Consider the following 24,102-nt stretch of genomic DNA (forward strand, 5'->3'; position numbering starts at 1 on the left):
CCTCTTTATAATTTGCACTTTATGCGTGTGCGTTGAGTTTCCGTTCTCAGGCAGTACTTCCCTATCTGCCTTGAAAATCCTTCACGTTATTGGTGTTACAGTTATTCTTTATTAATCCAGGTAGTCATAACCAGGAACTGTCAAAAAGTTGGTCAGTTCATCGCTCGTCGTGAGCCTTGCCATTAAGTCTGCTGCTTCTTCAAATCGACCCGCATGGTAGCGCTGCTCGCCAATTTCTTGCTTCACGACTTCAATCTCCTCTTTGAGATAGAGCTCGAACAGCTCTTTAGTGACCTTTAATCCGTTGTCTAGCGACTTGCCGTGTTGAATCCATTGCCAGATAGAGGCGCGTGAGATTTCTGCCGTTGCTGCGTCTTCCATCAGTCCGTAAATCGGCACACAACCATTGCCAGAAATCCAAGCTTCGATGTATTGCAGCGCAACGCGAATATTGTGGCGCATTCCGCCTTCAGTGCGCTCGCCTTCACAAGGCTCAAGCAGTTCAGCTGCTGTAATAGGCGCATCCTCTGCACGGCTCACATCCAACTGGTTGGTGCGTTCACCCAGCACAGCACTAAAGACTTCCATAGCAGTGTCAGCCAAACCTGGATGAGCCACCCAAGTACCGTCGTGGCCGTTGTTAGCTTCTAACGATTTGTCAGTCTGGATCTTGTCTAATACTTTTTGATTCTCTTTCGGGTCTTTAGCTGGGATAAATGCGGCCATTCCTCCCATCGCGAAAGCACCTCGTTTATGGCAAGTACGTACCAATAATCGCGAGTAAGCGTTTAAGAATGGCTTGTCCATCGTTACCACTTGGCGATCTGGCAGTACTCGGTCTGAGTGTTTTTTCAATGTTTTGATATAGCTAAAGATGTAATCCCAGCGACCACAGTTCAAACCAACGATGTGTTCTTTAAGCGAGAACAGAATCTCGTCCATTTCGAATACCGCTGGTAAGGTTTCAATCAGCACAGTCGCTTTGATGGTGCCTGTATCCAAACCGAAATAGTCTTCCGTGAAATGGAACACTTCGCTCCACCACTTCGCTTCGTGATGCGATTGCAGTTTTGGAAGGTAGAAATAAGGGCCGCTGCCTTTTTGAAGTAACGCTTTGTAGTTGTTATAGAAATACAGAGCGAAATCGAATAGCGCACCTGGAATGATCTGACCGTGCCACGTAACGTGTTTTTCTTTTAAATGAAGGCCGCGAACACGGCAGATCAACACCGCTGGGTCATCTTCCAGCTGATAATGTTTGCCATTGCCAGGATTGGTGTAACTGATGGTGCCATTAACAGCATCGCGCAAGTTAATTTGACCATCCAGCACTTTACTCCATGCTGGAGACATTGAATCTTCGAAGTCTGCCATGAACACTTTTACATTCGCATTCAGTGCGTTAATCACCATCTTGCGGTCAGTTGGTCCGGTAATCTCCACACGGCGATCTTGCAGATCTTGTGGGATTCCTAGGATCTTCCAACTTCCTTCACGGATGTCTTGTGTCTCTGGTAGAAAATCTGGTAGCTCACCAGCATCAATACGTGCTTGCTTCTCTTCTCTTGCTTCCAGCAACTGTTCAACACGTCCGGCAAATTTTTCACACAGTAGAGATAAAAAGGTTTGGGCTTCAACAGGGAAAATTGCTTGATGTTCTGGAGCAACGACTCCATTCACCTCAAGCATGCCTTGGGTTTGCTTTAGTTGTTGTGTTTTTTGTTCTGTCTGAGCAAGCATAATTATTCATCCTTAACGTGCTTTATCAATCTTGGGCAGTCAGCGTAAAGCTACATTTGTAAGTTATGAACAACAAATTACATCCTTTAACTTTGTGTTCAACTCGTCTAGCCATGCCGATAGATTGCGTAATGCTACGTGTATTTTCAATCTAGACATAAGTCGTATCGGCCTTTAAATAAGCTATATCAACAAAGAGTTTAGTGAAACCCCCAATATAAACAAAACAGAAAATTCAAAGTTTTATTCCGCAAGGTAAAAACCATCTATCAAGCGCCTTATTTTGTAAGTTATTACGTAATAAAATTACATTAAATTTAAAGTCGTTTTATCATTTCAAACAAGCGTATGAATATAGACTGGTAAACAAACACCTTGTATTCACAAGGGCTGAAGAGATGGATTTAAACAGGGGTCAAACAAGGTATGCAGGGCTTTGTGTAAAATTAACATTGTGAAATTTCACTATTTTATGAAAGCTTCATCAAAGAAGAGCTGTAAAATTTTACAAGTCAAAGTTTACCAACAGAATAAAATACTAGAAAGCGCACTGTTTCCAGTGCGCTTTTAGATAAATAATGGAGAAGTAAGGGCTAATACTAATAGCTAAAGCAGCTCTGAAACGACTTCTGCAAGTTGATTAAATGTTTTCGTTCTTGACGAGCTCGGACGCCAAACTAAGCCGATTTCGCGATAAGCTTGTTTACCAGGAGGATCGATCACGACTAAATTCTGGTTATGCAGCAAGCCATGGTCGATAGCCATTTGAGGAATGAACGTTGTTCCCAAACCATTCGCAACCATTTGCACCAGTGTATGGAGGCTGGTTGCCGTAAACGGATTGATTTTTTCTTTGTCTGTTAATTTACACGCTGATACCGCATGTTCCGTTAAGCAATGTTCTTTCTCTAGTAGAAAGACGGATTCGTCAGGTAAATCCGCGTAACGAATCGGCACAGGGACCGATTGGGCTTGATTAGCGCTTATAACCATTCGAAACGGATCCTTACCCACTACTCGGCTTTCCATCCCATCAATTTCGACTGGTAACGCTAAAATAAGCACATCCAGCTCACCATGTCTGAGCGCTTGAAGTAAGTTTGTCGTCGTGTCTTCTCTTAATAAAAGATTCAGTTGTGGAAAACGGTAGTTCACCTCTTGTACCAAATCACACAGTAAAAACGGAGCAATTGTTGGTATACATCCTACTTTTAGCTGGCCTTGCATATCGTCGCCTTGGCACATACGTCCAAGCTCGACCAAATCTTGCCCTTTTGCTAACAGCTCTCGCCCCTGCTTTACTACCATTTCTCCTGTTTGGGTAAAAACCAGTGGACTTTTCTTATCTTTCTTTTCATATAAGGGACAACCTATCAATTCCTCTAAGTTTTGAATACCCTTACTTAAAGTCGACTGACTGACAAAACAACGCTCTGCAGCGTCACTAAAATGTCTTGTTTCATGCAGTGTGACTAAATAGTGTAACTGCTTCAAACTGGGCCATTTATTCATAATTGTATTTGTATCTACCGCCGTTCCAGTGATCGAGTTAAGAGTTTTGTTATTATCGTTTTTTTCGATTAACTCAATCTATTTATTTCGCTTTTTTCAATACTACAATCTGTACTATAGTTTGTCTCGTACAAACACGAACCAAACCGACACAACTGAATTCGGTTTGGAGCTAACCATACTTTTTAGGAGCAAAAAAATGGTACTAGTAGGTCGTCAAGCCCCTGATTTTACTGCAGCAGCTGTTCTAGGTAACGGTGAAATCGTTGAAAACTTCAACTTTGCAGAGTTCACTAAAGGTAAGAAAGCAGTAGTATTCTTCTACCCACTAGATTTCACTTTCGTTTGCCCATCTGAGCTAATCGCATTCGACAACCGTCTAGCTGACTTCCAAGCTAAAGGTGTTGAAGTAATCGGTGTTTCTATCGATTCTCAGTTCTCTCACAACGCATGGCGTAACACTGCTATCGAAGATGGCGGTATCGGTCAAGTTAAGTACCCACTAGTTGCTGACGTTAAGCACGAAATCTGTAAAGCTTACGACGTTGAGCACCCAGAAGCAGGCGTTGCTTTCCGTGGTTCTTTCCTAATCGACGAAGAAGGCGTTGTACGTCACCAAGTAGTTAACGACCTACCACTAGGCCGTAACATCGACGAAATGCTACGCATGGTTGACGCTCTTAACTTCCACCAGAAGCACGGCGAAGTATGTCCTGCACAATGGGAAGAAGGTAAAGCAGGTATGGACGCATCTCCAAAAGGTGTTGCAGCGTTCCTATCTGAGCACGCAGCTGACCTAGGCAAAAAATAATAGACCTTCACCCTAGCTCAACGGGTGTGATGGTTGGATGTATATAAAGCAATAAGCTAATGCGGAAAACCGCAAACGCCAATCAGTCTAAGTAAAGTCCTATCAAAGCCCAGAGCCTCTGCTCTGGGCTTTCTTTTTCCTTCAGATAAACCGCCAAAATGAGGTAACGCTTTAGCGTAAACTTTACCTCTATTTATCATCCCCTCCATACAGATTCTGCTTACTGGCCCTGTTAATATCTTAGCCACAACACTTATTTGTAACGTTAGCAGGATGAATGAACGTGGTTACTCACCTAGAAGTCTGTATTGATAATATTGAATCTCTGCACTACGCCATTGCTGGCGGCGCCACTCGGATTGAACTTTGCTCCTCTTTGGCTTTAGGCGGACTAACACCCAGTTATGGCTTTATGCAGCAAGCGGCTAAGCTTTCTAGTGTTCCAGTTTATGCCATGATCCGCCCACGCCAAGGTGACTTCTTCTACAATGAAGAAGAGATCGAAATGATGCGTTGGGATATTGAAGCAGCTCACCAATCAGGCTTGAGCGGTGTCGTGTTCGGCGTGCTCACTCAAGACGGTGATATTCATATGCCTTACGCGGCTGCGCTGTGTGAATTTGCTCAAGCGCTTGGCTTAGGCGTGACCTTCCATCGTTCCTTTGACCAGTGTCGTGACGTTGAAAAAGCTTTGGAAGAAGTGATCAGCTTAGGTTGTGAACGTATTTTAACCTCCGGTCTTGCGCCTTCAGCACCACAAGGGATCGATGTGCTTAGAGCTTTGGTTAAGCAAGCCCAAGGACGCATAGCAATCATGGCGGGTGCTGGCGTTAATGCGAGTAACGTACGTGAGCTAGTAGAAGACACTCAAGTTCCTGAAATCCATCTGTCAGGCAAAACCACACGCCCTAGCCAAATGACCTTTGTTGCTGAACAAAGCAAAATGGGCGCATCCGATGTCGATGATTTTTTAATCCCCATCACAAGTACACAAGCCATTACCGATGTCGTAGCAGCTCTCAAATAGACCACCGTAACCTCACGCGCATAGCTTTTGAGTGCTAACATATTGTTTATCAAGGAGTGAGGAAATGTGTATGTCTAAATTGAAGAAAAAGGAATACGAAAAGGAGCTCAAAAACCTTCAAGTTGAGCTCGTAAAACTTCAAGAGTGGGTCAAACACAAAGGGTTAAAAGTGGTGGTTCTGTTTGAAGGACGTGATGCTGCGGGCAAAGGCGGAGTGATAAAGCGAATTACAGAAAAGCTAAACCCGCGTGTTTGTCGCGTAGTGGCTCTGCCTGCACCGACAGAAAAAGAAAAAACGCAATGGTACTTCCAACGTTACGTCGCTCATTTACCATCTGCTGGTGAAATCGTTTTATTTGACCGAAGTTGGTATAACCGAGCAGGTGTCGAAAAAGTCATGGGGTTCTGTACTCCAGACGAATACGAGGAGTTTTTACGCTCTTGCCCTGAATTCGAGAGAATGTTGCAACGATCTGGGATTATTCTGATTAAGTATTGGTTTTCGGTTTCAGACGAAGAGCAGGAAAAACGTTTTCTAGGTCGAATTAATACGCCGATCAAACGTTGGAAATTCAGCCCAATGGATTTAGAGTCACGTCATCGCTGGGCGGAGTATTCGGAAGCAAAAGATAAGATGTTTGCCTATACAGACACGAAAAACTGCCCTTGGTGGGTCGTCCCTTCTGATGACAAAAAGAAAGCGCGCTTGAACTGTATCAGTCATTTACTAAGCCAGGTTGACTACAAAGCACTTGAGTACTCACCCATCGAATTACCTGAACTCAATAAAGAAGGTTACGTCAGAGCGCCCATTGATGATCAGACCTTCGTTCCTGATAAATATTGACGTGCTTTCCTTCTCTCTAATAAATAGGCCAGCCTAAAAGCTGGTCTATTTGTTGAAGTCAGTTACTTCAGTACGTCATCAATACTTTGATCACCTAGGTGGCGTACATCTTTCCCTTTCACAAAGTAAATAATGTATTCACAGATGTTCTGGCAGCGGTCCCCCACGCGTTCAATCGCGCGTGCAGACCACATCACTTGCAGAATATTAGGGATATTTTTTGGATCTTCCATCATGTATGTCATCAACTGACGAATCACCGCTTCATACTCGGCGTCTAGTTTGTCATCTTGTTTGTGCACCTCTGCTGCCGCTTCTACATCCATACGGGCAAACGCGTCTAAAACCTGATGCAGCATATTAATTGCCTGACGGCAGAGAGGCTCTAACGACACTTGGAATTGTCGTTCTTTTGATGATGGGCTTTCAATGGCAACGTAAGCAATACGTGTCGCCACGTCACCGATACGTTCTAAATCAGTGATCGTTTTGATGATAGCCATAATTAAGCGCAAGTCTTTTGCCGTTGGCTGACGCTTAGCAATAATGCGTGTGCAAGCGTCATCGATCGAGACTTCCATCGCATTCACTTTATGATCGTCACGCACAACCTTACGCGCCAGTTCGATGTCTTCTTTATGCAAGGCTTGAATAGCATACGAAAGCTGCTGTTCTACCAAGCCACCCATGGTTAATACATGAGTACGAATCGATTCTAGCTCTACGTTAAATTGTCCTGAAATATGACGTCCAAAGTGCATGATGTTCCTTATTCCGTATAGAGTCGCGACTTAACCGTAGCGACCCGTAATGTAATCTTCGGTCTGTTTCTTCATTGGCGAAGTGAAGATCGAGTCCGCGTCAGAGTATTCAATTAACTTACCCATATGAATGAATGCAGTATGATCGCTCACTCTCGCCGCTTGTTGCATGTTATGGGTAACGATAACGACAGTATATTGAGTCTTCAGCTCATTGATAAGCTCTTCAATAGTTAAAGTTGAGATTGGATCCAACGCTGATGTTGGCTCGTCCAATAACAGGACTTCCGGCTCAATCGCCACCGCACGCGCAATGACCAAGCGCTGTTGCTGACCACCAGATAAACCAAATGCGTTCTCATGCAAGCGGTCTTTTACCTCATCCCACAACGCCGCCGAGCGCAAGGATCGCTCCACTGCGTCATCTAAACTGCGGCTGTTTTTTACACCTTGTAAGCGTAAGCCATAAACTACATTTTCATAAATAGACTTAGGAAATGGATTGGGTCTTTGAAACACCATCCCCACTCGGCGTCGAAGTGTCGCAACATCGACATTAGGATGATAAACATTCTTGCCATGGAGACGCACTTTGCCTGTGACTCGACACCCTTCCACTAAGTCGTTCATGCGATTGATGCAACGTAATAACGTCGACTTTCCACACCCTGAAGGACCGATAAAAGCGGTGACTCGCCCTTTGGGAATTCGCATCGAAATATCATGCAGCGCCTGAGTTTGACCATAGAACAGATTAAGGTTCTCGATTGAGATGGCTGTTTGTTCATCCGTTAAATTATGAACATCCAATGGTGGCTCATAACCTAATGTACTATCAAAATTAAACATACTTAATCTTGTCCTAACGTTCTGTATTTTTCTCGTAAATTATTGCGAATACTGATTGCTGTTAAGTTTAGCCCGACAATCACTGTCACGAGTAAGAAAGAGGTAGCATAAACTAATGGTCGCGCCGCTTCGATGTTGGAGGTTTGAAAGCCAACATCGTAAATGTGAAAACCTAAATGCATGAACTTTCTATCCAAATGCACATAAGGGAATTGTCCGTCAACCGGTAAACTGGATGCCAATTTCACGACCCCCACCAGCATCAGTGGCGCTACTTCGCCAGCTGCACGTGCAATCGCAAGGATCAAACCTGTGATAATAGCTGGCGTCGCCATAGGTAAAACCACACGCCATAGTGTTTCGAACTGAGTTGCACCAAGCGCCAGAGAACCATGTCGTACTGAGCTCGGAATACGAGTTAAACCTTCTTCTGTCGTCACAATCACAACTGGAAGCGTCAGCACGGCAAGAGTTAGTGCAGACCATAACAAACCCGGCGTACCAAAGGTTGGTGCCGGTAGCTTCTCCGCATAGAATACGTTGTCGATAGAGGCACCAATCGTATAAACGAAGAAACCTAAACCAAACACGCCATAAACAATCGATGGAACACCCGCTAGGTTTATAACCGCAATACGAATAACTCTGGTTAGAGCGTTATTCTTAGCGTATTCATGTAGATAGATAGCGGCGATCACCCCGAGTGGCATCACAATGATCGACATGATGAGTACTAAGAAAACCGTACCAAATATCGCAGGGAACACGCCTCCTTCGGAGTTAGACTCTCTTGGATCTTCAGATAAAAACTTCCAAACCTGTTTTCCCCAATGCATGACTTTATCAGGCAGTGACATTTGGTTTGGATACCAGTAGTCCAAAATGTCTTCGAGCGGAATCGATACTTGTAACCCGGTCATATCCTCGGCAATCAAGGCGTAGTCAGAGAGCTGAAGTCGTAAACCATCAAGTTGCAAATCTAACGTCGCAAGCGCTTTTTCTATCTGCTCTTTTTTCGTCTGATTTTCCTTTAAGAAGCTTTCTGTCAGCGTGTCATTCAATTCATGCTTGCGCTTTTCTAATCGCAACTGCTCTAGCTTCCAACCAAGCTCTTTGAGCTGATCGACCACCAAAGAATCAATCTCATGGCGCAGAGTTTCTGCATCATCAAGCTTTTTATTTAGTACCGATTGAATATCACTGGTGTATATATTATCGCCATCTTGAAACGCCACCAGCTTACCAAAGAAATAACCACCGCTACTGCGCTCTATCACCGCCCACTCTTCTGGCGTCGTGTGCTCATCCAACTGCATTTGCAATACGGAGATAAAATCGGCGGGATACAACTCTCGGTTGGCGATTTTGATACTGAGTCGCGTGGCAAAATCTTCATCGTCTTCTAACTGTTGTGCTGCGCTTTCAGGCAAATAACTCTTCGGTACAAAGCTGCGCTCATACACTTGACCAATCAGAATAGTATTTTCATGTAGCACTTCGCCTTGTACAGGTGTCAGCGCTGCAACATTCCACTGATACAAGGGCGCTGGCCAAAAGTAAGTTAGGCCTTTCCAGCCGATAAGGAGTAACAACCCTAATACCGACAACAAACTGATGCTGACTGCACCGCCTGTTAGCCATATCCACGGTGCGCCAGAACGAATCCAATTTAACACGTTATTACTCGCTCTTTATTCAAACCATTATTACAACGCACGGTACTTATCTCTCAGTCTCTGACGAACCCACTCCGCAAGCGCGTTTACTGCAAACGTAAACACAAACAAAATCAATGCAGCTAGGAACAGCAGGCGATAATGCGAACTTCCAACTTCCGACTCTGGCAACTCAACGGCGATGGTCGCCGACAGGCTGCGCAATCCTTCCAAAATATTCCAATCCATTAATGGCGTATTGCCCGTTGCCATTAACACAATCATGGTTTCGCCAACAGCGCGTCCCAGGCCCATCATAATGGCAGAAAAAATACCTGGGCTTGCAGTAAGCAAGACAACATAGATTAAAGTTTGCCAAGGCGTGGCCCCTAATGCCAAAGAGCCATCCGATAAATGCTTCGGTACAGAGAAAATGGCATCTTCGGCAATGGTAAAAATCGTCGGGATAACAGCAAACCCCATCGCTAACCCCACCACCAATGCATTGCGTTGATCGTAACCAATACCATGCTCGGTTAAGAATAAGCGCATATCGCCACCAAAGAACGTCTGCTCAATCGTAGGCGAAATCCACACTCCAAGCCCAATCAGTACCAATATGACAGGCATGAGCACTAAAGCATGCCAACCATTAGGCAGACGATTCCGCAAAGGTTGCGGTATTAATGCCCATAGCCCGCCCATAATCATGGTGCTCAAGGGCAAAACAAACAGCATAACGACGATGGTAATCAGGTGATCTTCGACAATAGGCGCGAACCACAGCCCCGCGAGGAAACCAATGATCACCGTCGGCAGTGCTTCCATTAGCTCAATCGACGGTTTTACGACACGACGCATACGTGGCGACATAAAGTAAGCCGTATAAATAGCACCTAGCACTGCGAGCGGCACTGAAAACAGCATCGCAAACATCGCCGCTTTTATCGTCCCAAATGCAATAGGTACTAGGCTGAACTTAGCCTCAAAGTTATCGCTCGCCGAAGTCGATTGCCACACAAATTCAGGCTCAGGATACCCTTCGTACCACACTTCTTGCCATAATGAGGACAATGAAATTTCCGGATAGGCATTGTCCACTTCAGCAACATTTAACGCATTATTTTGCCAAGTGATTAAGTAGCGCTCATTGTTAGACATGGCTGCGATTGCAGGCGCTTGATGGTACGCACGCTTAAACAACACCAGTTTTTCACTGGTTGTATAATGGCTTTGCAGCGTGCCGTTGGTGTAAAAGCTATAAAATCCTTTTCGATGAGAATCCGGCAACAAATACTTAAGCTCTGATGCCAATTTAAAATCACGAATATGCGTTAACGTGCGTTTTTCTTCTTGCAGCGTATCAAACCATTGCGACACCCGACCATCGTTGTGCGTCACCAAAAGCGAGTAAGCACCAGCCAATAAGTCTATCGTACGAACGGAATGCTTCTTATCACCTTGAGTTAGGTCGACCACCTCTCGCACAGCAAATTTACGTGCGGTTTTCTTTAACACGATCAACTCAGAGCCATCGCGCAAATAAAGCGTTTCACCGTCAGGTGTCAACAACATTTGCTGAGGCGTATTAAAGCCTGAAGAGAACGTAAAATCGATCGTTGTAGGAGGCGTACCCAAAGACGAAGCCACTTGCCAGCGAGCTTTCACTTCACCGCTTTGCGTCTGCCAAACAATCGTTGGTAAGGGCGTCGAAGCTGCAAATACAAACTGAGTCACAGGATCTTGAGGCGTACTTAGTGTCAGATCCATGCTGGTGTCTAGCTCAATCACTTCCGGAGGACGTGTATTTTCTCTCAACGTGGCATTAAATTCTGGCTTGAAAAGGTTCGCTTTACCCTGCCCATCAACAAATCCATACCAACCTAGCCCAGGAGCAGATTGAGAGAAAGCGACGGGTTTCTGGACGATTTGCTGTTTATACACCGCAGGTTTCGTAGGCTCGTCCATCGACAAATATTGAATCTCACCACTTTGGGTTAGGACGAACGCAAGCTGAGCGTAATCATCCACTGAAATCGCAAGTGGTGTTTCAATATGAGTGGCTCGAATGGCTTGGTTGGTTTTGATCTCCGCATCAGAAAAAAGCGGAATGATCACCATGGCGAGGTAGACAAAGATCAAAATAAGCGCCGCGAGTACGCCGACACCACCGGATGTCACTGCAAGTCGAACTAAACGATCTTTTATCAGTCGTTTCTTATCTTTTTCCTGCAATGAAAACTCGGCTTGTGCCATTTAAATCTCTACCTTTTTTGACTTAGTACTAGAATATGTCGTTAAGATGACAATTATATTACAGATCACATTAAACACCTGAAAAGAATACAACTCTTATGCAATGCGTGGTATGAAATAAATCTGTAATGAAAATCTCATAATGTTCTCACTCATCCATTTTTCCAAGATGAGTACGTATTACTTCACTTTTGGCTAGGTAAGGTTATGAGCGCAGAAAAACTCTATATAGAAAAAGAACTGAGTTGGTTGTCTTTCAACGAACGAGTATTACAAGAAGCTGCCGATAAAACCGTCCCTTTGATCGAACGTATTCGCTTTCTTGGGATCTTTTCCAACAATTTAGATGAATTTTACAAAGTACGCTTTGCGGACGTGAAGCGCAGAATCCTAATCAGCCAAGAGCGCGGTGGCAGTGATAGCCCTAAACGACTGTTGACCAAAATGCAGTCGAAAGCACTAAAGCTTAACGAACAATTTGATGAGCTTTACAGCGAATTGATTCGAGAAATGGCGCGACGTCGCATTTTCTTGGTCAACGAACAACAACTGGATGAATCGCAACAAAAGTGGATCGCAAAATACTTCCGTAGAGAGGTAATGCCGCATATCACTCCCCTCCTAATGAAAGACGAGATCGATGTTCTGCAATTTCTCAAAGACGAGTACGCTTACATCGCCGTAGAACTGCGTAAAGAAGAACATTATCAGTACGCTCTGATCGAAATTCCGACCGATCACCTTCCCCGCTTTGTGATGGTACCAGAACAGAAAGGAAAGCGTCGAAAAACCATCATCTTACTTGATAATATTATCCGCCACTGTTTGGACGAGCTGTTCAAAGGCTTTTTTGATTATGATGAGCTTAGCGGCTATGCGATGAAAATGACGCGTGACGCTGAATACGATTTACGCAACGAAATCGAGTACAGCTTGCTTGAACAAATGTCAGAGGGTGTCAATCAACGACTGACAGCAAAGCCCGTTCGCTTCGTCTACGAACGCGATATGCCGCCTCAAATGTTAGAATTTCTGTGTAACAAACTTAATATATCTAACTACGATAATCTTATCCCCGGCGGACGCTATCACAACTTTAAAGACTTCATCGGGTTTCCAAATGTTGGACGAGAATATCTTGAAAATAAACCTCTCCCGCCAATGAAATGTGCCGATTTCGAAGGTTATGCCAACAGCTTTGACGCGATTAAAGCGAAAGATATTCTGCTCTATTATCCCTACCACACTTTTGACCACATTAGTGAGTTAGTGCGCCAAGCCTCCTTCGATCCCAAAGTACTTAGTATCAAGATTAACATTTATCGCGTCGCGAAAGATTCTCGCTTGATGAACTCTTTAATTGATGCGGTGCACAACGGCAAAAATGTCACTGTGGTCGTCGAACTGCAAGCTCGCTTTGATGAAGAAGCCAATATCGAATGGTCAAAAGTATTAACCGAAGCGGGTGTGCACGTCATCTTTGGTGCGCCTGGTCTTAAGATTCACTCAAAGCTACTGATGATTAGCCGACGCGAAGGTGAAGAAATTATTCGCTACGCACACATCGGCACAGGCAACTTCCATGAGAAGACGGCACGAATTTATACCGACTTCTCCCTTCTTACGGCAGATCAAGAAATCACTAATGAAGTCCGTAATGTCTTCGGTTACATTGAGAACCCATACCGACCAGTGAAGTTCAATCACCTTATGGTATCTCCTCGTAATTCTCGAACCCAAATCTACCGCTTAATTGATAATGAAATTGCGAATGCCAAGCTAGGGAAAAAAGCCGCTCTTACGATCAAGGTCAATAACCTAGTCGATAAAGGCATCGTCAATAAGCTGTATGGAGCAAGTACTTCCGGTGTAAAAATAAACATGATCATTCGAGGCATGTGCTCATTAGTACCGGGCATTGAGGGGATCAGCGACAATATTCGCATCATCAGTATTGTTGACCGCTTTCTTGAGCACCCTCGCGTGGTGATCACCCACAATGATGGCGATCCGCAAGTTTATATCTCCTCCGCAGACTGGATGACAAGAAATATTGATCACCGTATCGAGGTAGCAGTACCAGTCCGTGATCCACGTTTGAAACAGAGAATTATTGATATAACGAATATCCATTTTACCGATACAGTAAAGGCTCGTTTAATAGATAAAGAAATGAGTAACGCTTACGTACCACGAGGTAATCGCAAAAAAGTTCGCTCTCAAATCGCTATCTATGACTATCTTAAAAATATAGAAAAGCAAACTAGAAAACAAAATTCAGATGCCTCAAATACTTGAACAAGATACTCGCTACATTGCCGCGATAGACCTCGGCTCAAACAGTTTCCATATGGTGGTGGCCAAAGTTGTTGGCAGTGACCTACAACTGGTTAGTCGTCATAAACAACGTGTTCGCTTAGCATCAGGACTCGACAGTGAATTGAACTTAAGTCACGCCGCAATGGAGCGTGCACTAAAATGCTTAGCCATGTTCGCTGAAAGGTTGCAAGGGCTTGATGAGTCAAATGTACGTATCGCCGCTACACACACACTAAGACGCGCTAAAAATGCCCACCTTTTCATCGAGCGTGCAAAAGAAGTGATGCCTTTCCCAATAGAAATTATCCCCGGAGAAGAAGAAGCCCGCCTGATTTACTTAGGTGTCGCGCACACTCAAGTAGAATCCAACTCCAAACTAGTCATCGATATCGGAGGCGGCAGTACCGAGATGATTATTGGACAAGAATTTGAGCCTGAGCTTCTCAACAGTAAACAGATGGGATGTGTCAGTTTTACAGAGCAATACTTTAAAAACGGCAAACTGTCAGGCAAAAACTTCAGTAAGGCGATGTTAGCGGCCGAACAAAAACTCGAGTCCATCGCTTCAACATATCGTAAAAAGGGCTGGGATATTGCTCTCGGCTCATCAGGAACCATCAAAGCGATTCAAGAAGTGCTAGTAGGATTAGGTTTTGAAGATGGCCTGATCACAGCGAGTCGACTGGATACACTTATCGAAACTCTGTGTAAATTTGATTCAATTGAAGATATTGAGCTGGCGGGTCTAACAGAAGAACGTAAACCCGTATTCGCAGCAGGCGTAGCGATTTTGTCCGCGATTTTCAAAGCGCTTCGCATTGAGCAAATGTTTTTCTCCGATGGTGCTCTACGCGAAGGCCTGTTGTACGAAATGGAAGAACGTTTTGCACGCTCCGATATTCGCATGCGCACCACAGAAAATTTAGCCAACAAGCACCGAGTCGACTTAGAGCATGCCGCTCGTGTTAAGGGGCATGCACGTGAGATGTTATGTCAGGTACGCTCTGAACTAGGCATTAAGAAAAAGAGTGAGTTATTTGACTTACTAGAATGGGCAGCGTTGCTTCATGAAGTCGGATTAAGTATCAACTTGCGTAGTTTCCATCGCCACTCTTTTTATATTCTGTTGCACTCCACCCTACAAGGCTTCAACCGTGAGCAGCAATTAGTGCTTGCAACATTAGCTCGCTTCCAGCGTAAAGCGCTCAAATTGCAAGAACTACCAGATTTCAACCTCTATAAACAGAGTGACATTATAAGCCTCATCAAAATATTACGACTTTCTATCGTATTAAATGGGCAGCGTAATGAAGATCCATTGCCTGATATCACCTTATCTATCAAAAATGACGAATGGATTCTCACCTGCACAGATGAAGCATGGCTAGAAAACAATAAATTACTTCACGCGGATTTACAGGAAGAACAAGAACGTTGGGACAGCGCGAAGTGGACACTCACTTTCTGATCTCGTACTGTCCATACCTAAATAAAAAGTCGGCTTACAGGCCGACTTTTTTTAACTCTTCTTCTGCAAAGTCTGCCGTAATGGGCACATAACCATCTTTCTCAACCAACGCTTGTCCCTGAGCAGAAAAGATAAAGCGAATAAACTCAGCTTCAATTGGTGTTAATGGGTAATCAGGGTGCTTATTCACGTAAACATATAAGTAACGTGATAGTGGGTACTTACCACTAACAATATGTTCTCGCGTTGGAGTCACGTAGTCATTTCCCATTTTAGCCACAGGGACTAAGCGCACGCCTGCCACTCGATAACCGACACCGGAATAACCAATTCCACTGATGGTTGACGCTACAGCTTGCACAACTGACGCGGAGCCTGGCTGCTCGTTAACTCGAGTCTTGAAATCGCCGCCACACAAGGCATTACTTTTGAAGTAACCATAAGTTCCAGAAACGGAGTTACGACCAAACAACTGTACGTTTCGCTTTGCCCACTGTGATTCAAGACCGAGTTGCTGCCAGTTTGTTACAAATTGACTTTCACCACAGCGTAGCGTGGCAGAAAACAAAGCATCTAATTGACTAAAGTTAAGACCTTGAATTGGATTATCTTGATGAACAAAAATACCGATTGCATCGATGGCTACCCTAAGCGCCGTTGGCTTGTAGCCATGTTCACGTTCAAACGCTTCAACCTCTCTTAAACGCATAGGGCGGCTCATGGGACCAAACTGAGCTGTTTGTTCGGTCAATGCTGGAGGGGCAGTAGAAGAGCCAGACGCTTGGACTTGCGCATTAATATTCGGGTAAATGGATTTAAACTCTTCAACCCAAAGCGTTGTCATACCCGCAAGTGTATCGGAGCCAACAGAGAGCAAGTTCCCGACAATCCCCGTCGTTTTATGATAAGTCGGCAATGGTTTATCTTGAGCGCCAGCCATAAAAGAACAAACAAGCGCGAATAAACTGAATGTTTTTGCCAATCGTAAAGTCATTATTTCACCACCAAACGCTCAGGCAATACGAAAGAAAACTTACTGCCCACACCTACTTCACTGTGAATTTCTAAATGAGAGTCATGGTGACTCAGCGCGTGTTTTACAATGGCTAGCCCTAAACCACTTCCACCAGTATCACGTGATCTTGCTTTATCCACTCGATAAAAACGCTCAGTAAGTCGATGGAGGTGCTGAGGTTCAATGCCATCACCACTATCTTCCACCTCTAAGCATGCGCCTTGAGAGGTCTGGAACCAACGAACATTAATGTTCGCACCAGGCGGTGTGTATTTGACGGCATTATAAACGAGGTTAGAGATAGCACTACGTAACTGGTCATCATCGCCCAGCACGCGTAGGCTAGCATCAACATCAAATTTCAATTTATGTTGGTTGTCCCCACTAAGGCTAACCGCCTCTTTTTCTAACACTTCAAGCATCGCGGGCACATTCACGACTTCCTCAAGCTCATGCATAGGTGCCGCTTCAATTTTAGATAGTGTCAGTAGTTGGTTCACCAAACTGTTCATGCGGTTAAGCTGCTCCGTCATGACACCATGAGCTTTGCTCCACATTGGACCCACGACCATATCAGGATCTTCTGTCATCTCAAGATAACCTTGTAGCACCGTCATTGGTGTACGCAGTTCATGAGATACGTTGGCAAAGAAGTTGCGACGCATTCCCTCAAGTTGTTTTAACTGGCTAACATCACGCACCACCATCAAATGTTCACCTTCGGTATACGGTACGATACGTAGTTCTAGCATGCGTTCGACATTGAGTGGTGAACGCATTTCTAATGGCTCTGAAAAGTCTTTCTTGTTGAGGTACTTGATAAAATCAGGTGTACGAATGAGATTGGAGATAGGTTGACCTGAATCTTCTGGCCAATGAAAGCCCAGTAAGTGCTGAGCCAGCTTGTTGCACCAAACAATATTACCTTCAGCACGGAATACCACTACCGCATCGGGTAGCGATTCTGCACCATTTCGGAATCGACGAATAAGATTAGTAAGCTCTTTTCGTTTGCGGCGTTGGCGCTGTTGTAAGCGATACAACCCATTGAACAAAGATTCCCAGTTACCGCTACCAGATGGTGGCGTGAGGCGTTTTTCATCCCATAACCAAGAAGATAAACGTACTTGGTTATGCAAATGCCACACAAGCTGCAATGCCGTAGCAGCCAAAAGCAACCACGGCATATAACCGAATATCCAACCTACTATCACCCATGGGGTGTAAAAAAAAGCCAGCTCCCAGGCCAGCTTTTTCCACGTTAATCTTTCAACCACTCATAACTCCAGAAATGGTACCGATAAGCTGCGTGTTAATTTATGCCTTCGTCGAGAAGCGGTATCCAGCACCACGAACAGTTTGGATCAGCTTATCATGCCCTGCAGCTTCCAATGCTTTACGCAGGCGGCGAATGTGAACATCGACCGTACGGTCTTCGACATACACGTTAGTGCCCCAAACATTGTTTAATAGCTGCTCACGGCTGTATACGCGTTCTTGATGCGTCATGAAAAAATGAAGCATCTTAAATTCTGTTGGACCCATGTCTAATGGCGCATCATTAGCCGTAACACGGTGCGATACAGGGTCAAGCTTTAATCCCTGTACATCAATTACATCTTCTAGTGCAGTCGGAGTAACGCGACGAATCACCGCTTTTAAGCGTGCAACCAACTCTTTAGGAGAGAATGGCTTAGTAATGTAGTCATCCGCACCGACTTCTAAACCGCGCACTTTATCTTCTTCTTCACCACGAGCGGTAAGCATCACAACTGGAATGTTGCGCGTTAATTCCTCTCGCTTCATATGTTTGATGAAGTTAATGCCACTACCGCCTGGTAACATCCAATCCAGTAAAACTAAATCAGGGAAGGGTTCAGCCAGTTTGGTTACTGCAGTATCATAATCTTCCGCTTCTACCGCTTGGTAACCTTTCTGCTCAAGTACGAAGCACAGCATTTCGCGAATAGGAGCTTCGTCTTCAACAACCAGAATCCTTCTAGACATAATTGAGTAACCTTATGTTCGTTGAGCTAATGAATTTAAGAGACAAAGCGCCTCTCTATGCATAAGCATTATCACTACCAATTATGACACTTTTGTGACCTTTGAAAACAAATTTTCATATAACTTTCTTTTGAGGTTCATTCGGATATTTTTCATTTCTATTAAGACATCAGCACAAAAATTCCCTATGATTAGTCCCTTGTCATCAAGCCTAGAGAAGATTTATGTGGTTTAAAAACTGTCTGGTATACCGCGTTAACCGCGAGGTTACTTTTAACGCCGAACAACTAGAAACTCAGCTGTCTGAATTCCGATTCACCCCGTGTGGCAGTCAAGACAAACAGAAATTTGGCTGGGTCAGTGCAATGGGTAGACATGGCGATATGATGACTCACGTGTCAGAAAACCGCATTCTGATTTGCGCCAAGAAAGAAGAGAAAATGCTACCTGCCTCTGTGATCAAAGAATCATTGAATGCAAAAGTAGAAGCAATGGAAGCGCAAGAAGGTCGTCCTCTGAAGAAGAAAGAGAAAGACAATCTGAAAGATGACATCGTAATGGATTTACTGCCGCGCGCATTCAGCCGCAGCAGCCACACTCACGTGCTCATCATGCCAAAAGAAGGTTTTATCCTTGTTGATGCAAGCAGCTATAAAAAAGCAGAAGATGTATTAGCATTGCTTCGTAAAACCATGGGTAGTTTACCTGTTGTTCCTGCTATTCCAGAAGTGGCGATTGAAACTACGCTAACCGAGTGGGTGAAAAGCGGTGACACACCTCAAGGTATCAGCATGATGGACGAAGCTGAGCTAAAATCCGTACTTGAAGAAGGTGGTGTGATTCGCTGTAAGAAGCAAGAGCTAACCACTGATGAAATCCGCAACCACATCGCTGCGGATAAAGTCGTGACGAAACTTGCGCTTAATTGGCAAGATCGTATTGAGTTCATTATGACGGAAGATGCAGGCATCAAACGTCTAAAATTCTCTGATGAATTGAAAGATCAAAACGATGATATTCCACGTGAAGATCAAGCAGCTCGATTTGATGCAGACTTCTCTCTAATGTGTGGAGAGTTCAGTGCTTTCCTTCCCAACCTATACGATGCGCTAGGCGGCTTACCGAATCCTAACGCATAATATTGTATAAAGGTTAACCATAACGCCCTCACTTTTTTTGAGGGCGTTTTTCTATCTGAAGCACAATTACCCTAGTCACAGTTCACATTTTGACGTAAAATTTGCGCCCCATTTCCATTAGGTGGAATTGGCCTGACTTGTGATCAGATAAAAGAGAATTGAGCAATGACAACTGAGAAAGCATTCGTGCCTGAGCTACTATCTCCAGCGGGCAGCCTGAAAAACATGCGTTACGCATTCGCCTACGGGGCAGATGCAGTTTACGCTGGCCAACCTCGCTACAGCCTTCGCGTACGTAACAACGAGTTTAACCACGAGAACCTAAAAATCGGTATCGATGAAGCCCACGCCCTAGGCAAAAAGCTTTATGTGGTATGTAACATTCAACCACACAACTCGAAGCTAAAAACGTTCATCCGTGATCTTAAGCCAATCGTAGAGATGGGTCCTGACGCATTGATCATGTCAGATCCAGGCCTAATTATGATGGTTCGTGAAGCTTTCCCAGAAATGCCAATTCACCTTTCTGTACAAGCGAACGCTGTAAACTGGGCGACCGTTAAGTTCTGGGCAGCGAATGGCGTGGAGCGTGTGATCGTTTCTCGCGAGCTATCTCTAGAAGAAATCGAAGAAATTCGTGAGCATTGCCCTGAAACTGAGCTTGAAGTATTCGTTCACGGTGCATTATGCATGGCTTACTCTGGTCGTTGCCTACTTTCTGGCTATATCAACAAACGTGACCCTAACCAAGGCACTTGCACTAACGCATGCCGCTGGGAATACAAAGTTGAAGAGGGTAAAGAAAACGACGCTGGTGATATCGTAGAGAAATTCGACCCGACTGAAGCACAGCCTGTCGAAGTACAAGACGAGCGCCCTGAAACCACAATTGGTCGCGGCAAACCAACAGATGAAGTCGTTCTGCTTTCTGAAGCGCACCGTCCAGAAGAAAAAATGGCGGCTTACGAAGATGAGCATGGTACTTACATCATGAACTCTAAAGACCTACGAGCGGTTCAGCACGTTGAACGCTTAACTAAGATGGGTGTTCACTCATTGAAAATTGAAGGTCGTACTAAATCGTTCTACTACTGCGCACGTACCGCTCAAGTTTATCGTAAAGCAATTGATGATGCTGTAGCAGGTCGACCATTCGATGAAAGCCTAATGGGTACACTAGAAAGCCTAGCTCACCGTGGCTACACTGAAGGCTTCCTACGCCGTCATACACACGATACTTACCAAAACTACGATTATGGTTACTCAGTCTCTGATGCTCAACAGTTTGTTGGTGAATTCACTGGCAAACGTCGTGGTGACATGGCTGAAGTAGAAGTAAAAAATAAGTTTCTTGTCGGTGATAGCCTTGAACTAATGACGCCAAAAGGCAATATTGTTTTCACGCTAGAGGCAATGGAAAACCGCAAATCAGAGTCTATTGAAGACGCGAAAGGAAACGGTCACTTTGTATTCATTCCAGTACCAGCAGAGCTAGATTTAGAATATGGCCTATTAATGCGTAATCTAAACTCAGGGCAGGACACCCGTAACCCGACTGGTAAGTAACCATGGCCTTGCTCATTACTGATAAATGCATTAACTGCGACATGTGTGATCCCGAATGCCCCAATGGGGCAATCAGTATGGGAGAGAGCATTTTCGAAATTGATCCAGCGCTATGTACAGAGTGTAAGGGGCATTACGAAAAGCCGACCTGTCAGTCAGTGTGTCCAATTACAAAATGCATAATCACTGATCCGAACCATGTCGAAACTGAAGAGCAGTTGCTTGAAAAATTCGTGATTATTCAAGGGTTAGCATAAGAGCAATTAGGTTCAACTTTGACATCAAAGTTGAACCTTTTCTCAACCTGATTTTTCAATAGGGATAATATTGCAGAATAGCTCTTTTTCAAAATGATACTCTAGTCTCTCACGCCAATTCTCCGCTTGAGAAACAGGTATTAAATAAAAGTTTTCTCGGCTCGTATCAGTAACGAAAGCCATCCCATATTGCATCAGCTCATAATGCACATCATTAACAAAACCCGGATCAAGGCGTTGACGCCCAGTCAGGTGATTCACATCCTCTCGAGTCAAAGAGACTCCTTTAGTATCACTGCTAAATCTGTGTCTTAACCACTCTGCAAATTCTTTTGCACAAATCATAGTCATGGTTTTGTCCTTGATTTACTCTTCTAACAGGAAAAGGGCATATCCCTGCCTTACACACTTGTCTGCGTTGTTATCGCTTTTTAGCCAACTGACAGACATATTGCTAAGAAACCAGAGTATCGTGACGAAAGATCTTTTTCTAAACAAAGAAGTTACAACTTACCCATACTACAACTCTTTGTTTAATTTAGATTTCTATAATATGTCCCCAAAACTAATTGGGTTAGTTTTTGTATTGGTATTATTCAATGTAGACAAAAGTATGATGTTTCTCCAGTTTCATAAAAGAGATCACCAAGTACAGATAAACCTGGAGAGTAACACTAATTAGGATTGATAAGCGGCAAGCATTGAGGTGGAACGACTTTTTTTCGTTTGGGCTTAGAGGTTGTTTTTACCCGTGGAGGGGTATCAATAAGTTTCGCTTTCGGGGCCCAACTTGCGAGCTCAACACCGCAGCCATCGCCTACTGGAGGTGGTGCTTGATCAACACAATAGTCGCTCGAATCAGGACAAGACAACCTGACGTGAAAGTGGTAATGATGCCCCCACCATGGACGTACTTTACGTAACCAAGAACGATCTTTGCCGTTTTCTTGCAAGCAAAGTTGCTCCTTAATAACAGGATGTACAAAAATTCGTGCAACATCCTTACTTTTTGAAGCGTACCGAATTAGCTTAAAGTGCCGTTCTTCCCAGCGATGATTAAGTATGGAATAACCTTTTAAATCCACCACACTCATGGGCTTAGGAAGTTGTAATTCGTTATAAGAAAGCGGTTGGTCAGCAAGTCTTAACCAGATATCGATATCTAACCCGGTTTGATGACTAGAATGACCAGAGGAGAACCTTCCACCTCTAGGTAAAGATAAATCACCAATTAGCAGAGTGGTGTTGAGATTTTGATGAGCTTTAAGCGCCAGATTTTCAATAAACTCTATCGTTTTAGGGTGCCCATAGTAGCGCTTCGTTTTACTACGTAAGACTTGATAACCAACGCCATCGAGAGGCAAGGGTAATGCACCATCTAAACAACCGTTAGCATAACTACCAATAGAGGAGGAAGAGTTTCGGGTAGGATTAACCGCAGACTCCCAAGGAGTAGAACATACTGAAGCTGAGAAACATAAACCCAAAGTTACAATGAAACTCAGCCTCATAGCCTTTAACCTTTAGTAGTGTTCGCCATTATCGTAATAAGCTTTAGGAGATAAGGCGGAAAAGATAACTGCAACATCAATATCGGCACCAGCGATACCGCGCACTTGTTGCGTAATAAGCTTGGCAACTTCATCTTGCACTTCCTGGCCACGGTCGAACCAAAGCACTTCGACAAAAGGATATGCAGCACTCACCTCACCCTCATTGAAAAACGTAGTGTAGATATACTCAAAAGTAAAATCCTCACGCGGACAGTCCATTAGAGGCTGAAGTTCATCCGTAAGGGGTTTTGATAATGCCTGAACAGCTTGTGGCTCTACAGCACGGAATCGAAAATGTGGCATAAACTTACTTCCTAATTATTAGCATTAATGCATGATGATAACAGGAACCAAGTCAGTAATCATCCAAGTCAATGTAACCACTAACCTTTCAATAAATTGTGAATCAGATGTGCTCGATAACGAAGAAAAAGTGTTATGAAATTCGAAGGTAAACCAGAAAGAACAAAGCGATACATCAACATTTAGTAATTACATTACTAGAAAATAAATCTACCTGAAGCAAAGGTATGCCATATTAGTTGGATAAACATACACCTGACATCGGAACTATACGTTAGGAATAAAAGACATATTCGTTAGAAATAAAAGAGCCCCTGACCTAAGCCAGAGCTTATGAACATGGGGGATAGGTGAAGTGGACCAATATCCCGGAGATATGAGCTTTCAATCCCCCGATACTTTGGTATCAGAGGAGTCGACAACTCTTCCAACTAGTCAGCTTCTCTTTTCTTCAGATGCAAAAAAGCCCCAGCATTACTGCTGAGGCTTCAGAGTATGGCAGGGGTGGAGAGATTCGAACTCCCAACACGCGGATTTGGAATCCGCTGCTCTGCCAATTGGAGCTACACCCCTGTAATTCGTGTTTATTGAGACGACGCTCAAATAAGTGGCGGAGTGGACGGGACTCGAACCCGCGACCCCCGGCGTGACAGGCCGGTATTCTAACCAACTGAACTACCACTCCGCAGTGGTATCACTCGCTTTAATAAGCAAGTGTCCGCTTTTGTCTTCACTTTTCGAAAAAGTGAAAATAAAACTAAAGCCTGGCGATGTCCTACTCTCACATGGGGAAGCCCCACACTACCATCGGCGCTATTTCGTTTCACTTCTGAGTTCGGCATGGAAATCAGGTGGGTCCAAAACGCTATGGTCGCCAAGCAAATTCTTTAATTCGGAAAGCTGTTTTTTAATTCTCGTTCTTACACATTCAATGTTCTTACATTGAGTCCATCAAAACCCCTTGGGTGTTGTATGGTTAAGCCTCACGGGCAATTAGTACAGGTTAGCTCAACGCCT

General features: G+C 44.2%; 20 protein-coding genes, 2 tRNA genes, 1 rRNA gene and 1 pseudogene. 8 read left to right on the top strand and 16 right to left on the bottom strand.

The features are described from left to right. Nucleotides 1–111: 111 nt before the first annotated feature. Both aceB and R7E78_RS07475 read right to left on the bottom strand, forming a co-directional pair. The gene (gene aceB / locus R7E78_RS07470; RefSeq protein ID WP_017820561.1) at nt 112–1,740 is read right to left on the bottom strand and encodes a malate synthase A; all 1,629 of its coding nucleotides are present in this window, start codon (nt 1,738–1,740) and stop codon (nt 112–114) included. A 606-nt stretch (nt 1,741–2,346) separates the two neighbouring features. Continuing rightward, on the bottom strand, nt 2,347–3,252 hold the full coding sequence (locus R7E78_RS07475) for a hydrogen peroxide-inducible genes activator (protein ID WP_005383681.1): 906 nt from the start codon (nt 3,250–3,252) through the stop codon (nt 2,347–2,349). Nucleotides 3,253–3,451: 199 nt separating this feature from the next. On the opposite strand from R7E78_RS07475, the gene R7E78_RS07480 reads away from it, so the two are divergent. The 3 genes from R7E78_RS07480 to ppk2 all read left to right on the top strand — a co-directional run bounded on the left by R7E78_RS07480 (nt 3,452) and on the right by ppk2 (nt 5,937). Further along, nucleotides 3,452–4,063, top strand: coding sequence for a peroxiredoxin C (locus R7E78_RS07480; RefSeq protein WP_005381738.1), 612 nt, complete (start codon nt 3,452–3,454; stop codon nt 4,061–4,063). Nucleotides 4,064–4,346: 283 nt separating this feature from the next. Further along, nucleotides 4,347–5,090 carry a copper homeostasis protein CutC gene (locus tag R7E78_RS07485; protein ID WP_411913752.1) on the top strand — a complete coding sequence of 248 codons (744 nt, stop codon included), beginning with the start codon at nt 4,347–4,349 and terminating at the stop codon, nt 5,088–5,090. Between the two features lie 70 nt (nt 5,091–5,160). Continuing rightward, entirely contained in the window at nt 5,161–5,937 is a 777-nt protein-coding gene (gene ppk2, locus R7E78_RS07490; RefSeq protein ID WP_170890783.1) for a polyphosphate kinase 2, read from the top strand. 62 nt (nt 5,938–5,999) lie between these two features. Here the strand turns inward: ppk2 and phoU are convergent, their stop codons facing one another. The 5 genes and pseudogenes from phoU to R7E78_RS07510 all read right to left on the bottom strand — a co-directional run bounded on the left by phoU (nt 6,000) and on the right by R7E78_RS07510 (nt 11,458). Next, the gene (phoU, locus tag R7E78_RS07495) at nt 6,000–6,698 is read right to left on the bottom strand and encodes a phosphate signaling complex protein PhoU (protein WP_005381744.1); all 699 of its coding nucleotides are present in this window, start codon (nt 6,696–6,698) and stop codon (nt 6,000–6,002) included. A 30-nt stretch (nt 6,699–6,728) separates the two neighbouring features. After that, the gene (gene pstB, locus R7E78_RS07500) at nt 6,729–7,547 is read right to left on the bottom strand and encodes a phosphate ABC transporter ATP-binding protein PstB (protein ID WP_005381745.1); all 819 of its coding nucleotides are present in this window, start codon (nt 7,545–7,547) and stop codon (nt 6,729–6,731) included. Between the two features lie 2 nt (nt 7,548–7,549). Beyond that, complete coding sequence (gene pstA, locus R7E78_RS07505) at nt 7,550–8,863, bottom strand: phosphate ABC transporter permease PstA (RefSeq protein ID WP_411913753.1); 1,314 nt, start codon at nt 8,861–8,863, stop codon at nt 7,550–7,552. Between the two features lie 128 nt (nt 8,864–8,991). Further along, a pseudogene (locus R7E78_RS31180) lies at nt 8,992–9,223 on the bottom strand (phosphate ABC transporter, permease protein PstA); the annotation flags it as partial. Nucleotides 9,224–9,253: 30 nt separating this feature from the next. Further along, a complete protein-coding gene (locus R7E78_RS07510) occupies nt 9,254–11,458 on the bottom strand; it encodes an ABC transporter permease subunit (protein WP_213898579.1) in 2,205 nt (734 codons plus the stop codon). A 207-nt stretch (nt 11,459–11,665) separates the two neighbouring features. Here R7E78_RS07510 and ppk1 point away from each other — a divergent pair, with 207 nt between their 5' ends. Both ppk1 and ppx read left to right on the top strand, forming a co-directional pair. Then, nucleotides 11,666–13,756 (top strand): polyphosphate kinase 1, encoded by a 2,091-nt coding sequence (ppk1, locus tag R7E78_RS07515; protein ID WP_005381748.1) that lies wholly within the window; start codon nt 11,666–11,668, stop codon nt 13,754–13,756. After that, on the top strand, nt 13,740–15,245 hold the full coding sequence (ppx, locus tag R7E78_RS07520) for an exopolyphosphatase (RefSeq protein ID WP_318057788.1): 1,506 nt from the start codon (nt 13,740–13,742) through the stop codon (nt 15,243–15,245). The genes ppk1 and ppx overlap by 17 nt, the downstream gene beginning before the upstream one ends. 34 nt (nt 15,246–15,279) lie before the next feature. Here the strand turns inward: ppx and R7E78_RS07525 are convergent, their stop codons facing one another. From R7E78_RS07525 to phoB, 3 genes are read right to left on the bottom strand one after another with little or no spacing between them, the layout of a single operon-like run. Next, nucleotides 15,280–16,239, bottom strand: a complete 960-nt coding sequence (locus R7E78_RS07525) for a PstS family phosphate ABC transporter substrate-binding protein (RefSeq protein WP_053306547.1) — start codon at nt 16,237–16,239, stop codon at nt 15,280–15,282. Next, nucleotides 16,239–17,537 carry a phosphate regulon sensor histidine kinase PhoR gene (phoR, locus tag R7E78_RS07530; protein ID WP_005383667.1) on the bottom strand — a complete coding sequence of 433 codons (1,299 nt, stop codon included), beginning with the start codon at nt 17,535–17,537 and terminating at the stop codon, nt 16,239–16,241. Before phoR ends, R7E78_RS07525 begins: the two co-directional genes overlap by 1 nt. Before the next feature lie 40 nt (nt 17,538–17,577). After that, nucleotides 17,578–18,267, bottom strand: coding sequence for a phosphate regulon transcriptional regulator PhoB (phoB, locus tag R7E78_RS07535; RefSeq protein WP_005381752.1), 690 nt, complete (start codon nt 18,265–18,267; stop codon nt 17,578–17,580). Nucleotides 18,268–18,491: 224 nt separating this feature from the next. Between phoB and rdgC the strand changes: the two genes are divergently transcribed. The 3 genes from rdgC to R7E78_RS07550 all read left to right on the top strand — a co-directional run bounded on the left by rdgC (nt 18,492) and on the right by R7E78_RS07550 (nt 21,229). Beyond that, entirely contained in the window at nt 18,492–19,406 is a 915-nt protein-coding gene (gene rdgC, locus R7E78_RS07540) for a recombination-associated protein RdgC (RefSeq protein WP_005381753.1), read from the top strand. Between the two features lie 165 nt (nt 19,407–19,571). Next, nucleotides 19,572–20,972 carry a tRNA 5-hydroxyuridine modification protein YegQ gene (yegQ, locus tag R7E78_RS07545; RefSeq protein ID WP_005381754.1) on the top strand — a complete coding sequence of 467 codons (1,401 nt, stop codon included), beginning with the start codon at nt 19,572–19,574 and terminating at the stop codon, nt 20,970–20,972. A 2-nt stretch (nt 20,973–20,974) separates the two neighbouring features. Further along, nucleotides 20,975–21,229 (top strand): YfhL family 4Fe-4S dicluster ferredoxin, encoded by a 255-nt coding sequence (locus R7E78_RS07550; protein WP_005381763.1) that lies wholly within the window; start codon nt 20,975–20,977, stop codon nt 21,227–21,229. Nucleotides 21,230–21,271: 42 nt separating this feature from the next. Here R7E78_RS07550 and R7E78_RS07555 read toward each other — a convergent pair whose 3' ends face one another. The 6 genes from R7E78_RS07555 to rrf all read right to left on the bottom strand — a co-directional run bounded on the left by R7E78_RS07555 (nt 21,272) and on the right by rrf (nt 23,964). Next, entirely contained in the window at nt 21,272–21,580 is a 309-nt protein-coding gene (locus R7E78_RS07555; protein ID WP_005381765.1) for a hypothetical protein, read from the bottom strand. Nucleotides 21,581–21,903: 323 nt separating this feature from the next. Next, on the bottom strand, nt 21,904–22,740 hold the full coding sequence (gene mepA / locus R7E78_RS07560; RefSeq protein WP_262597681.1) for a penicillin-insensitive murein endopeptidase: 837 nt from the start codon (nt 22,738–22,740) through the stop codon (nt 21,904–21,906). A gap of 12 nt (nt 22,741–22,752) precedes the next feature. Then, nucleotides 22,753–23,085: a DUF1904 domain-containing protein gene (locus R7E78_RS07565; protein ID WP_005381768.1), complete on the bottom strand. Its 333-nt coding sequence runs from the start codon at nt 23,083–23,085 to the stop codon at nt 22,753–22,755. Between the two features lie 496 nt (nt 23,086–23,581). Further along, nucleotides 23,582–23,658 (bottom strand) — tRNA-Trp (locus R7E78_RS07570). 35 nt (nt 23,659–23,693) lie between these two features. Further along, a tRNA-Asp gene (locus R7E78_RS07575) sits at nt 23,694–23,770 on the bottom strand. A 77-nt stretch (nt 23,771–23,847) separates the two neighbouring features. After that, nucleotides 23,848–23,964, bottom strand: a 5S ribosomal RNA gene (rrf, locus tag R7E78_RS07580). Nucleotides 23,965–24,102 lie beyond the last annotated feature (138 nt).

It is taken from the genome of Vibrio sp. YT-19(2023) (assembly GCF_033337395.1).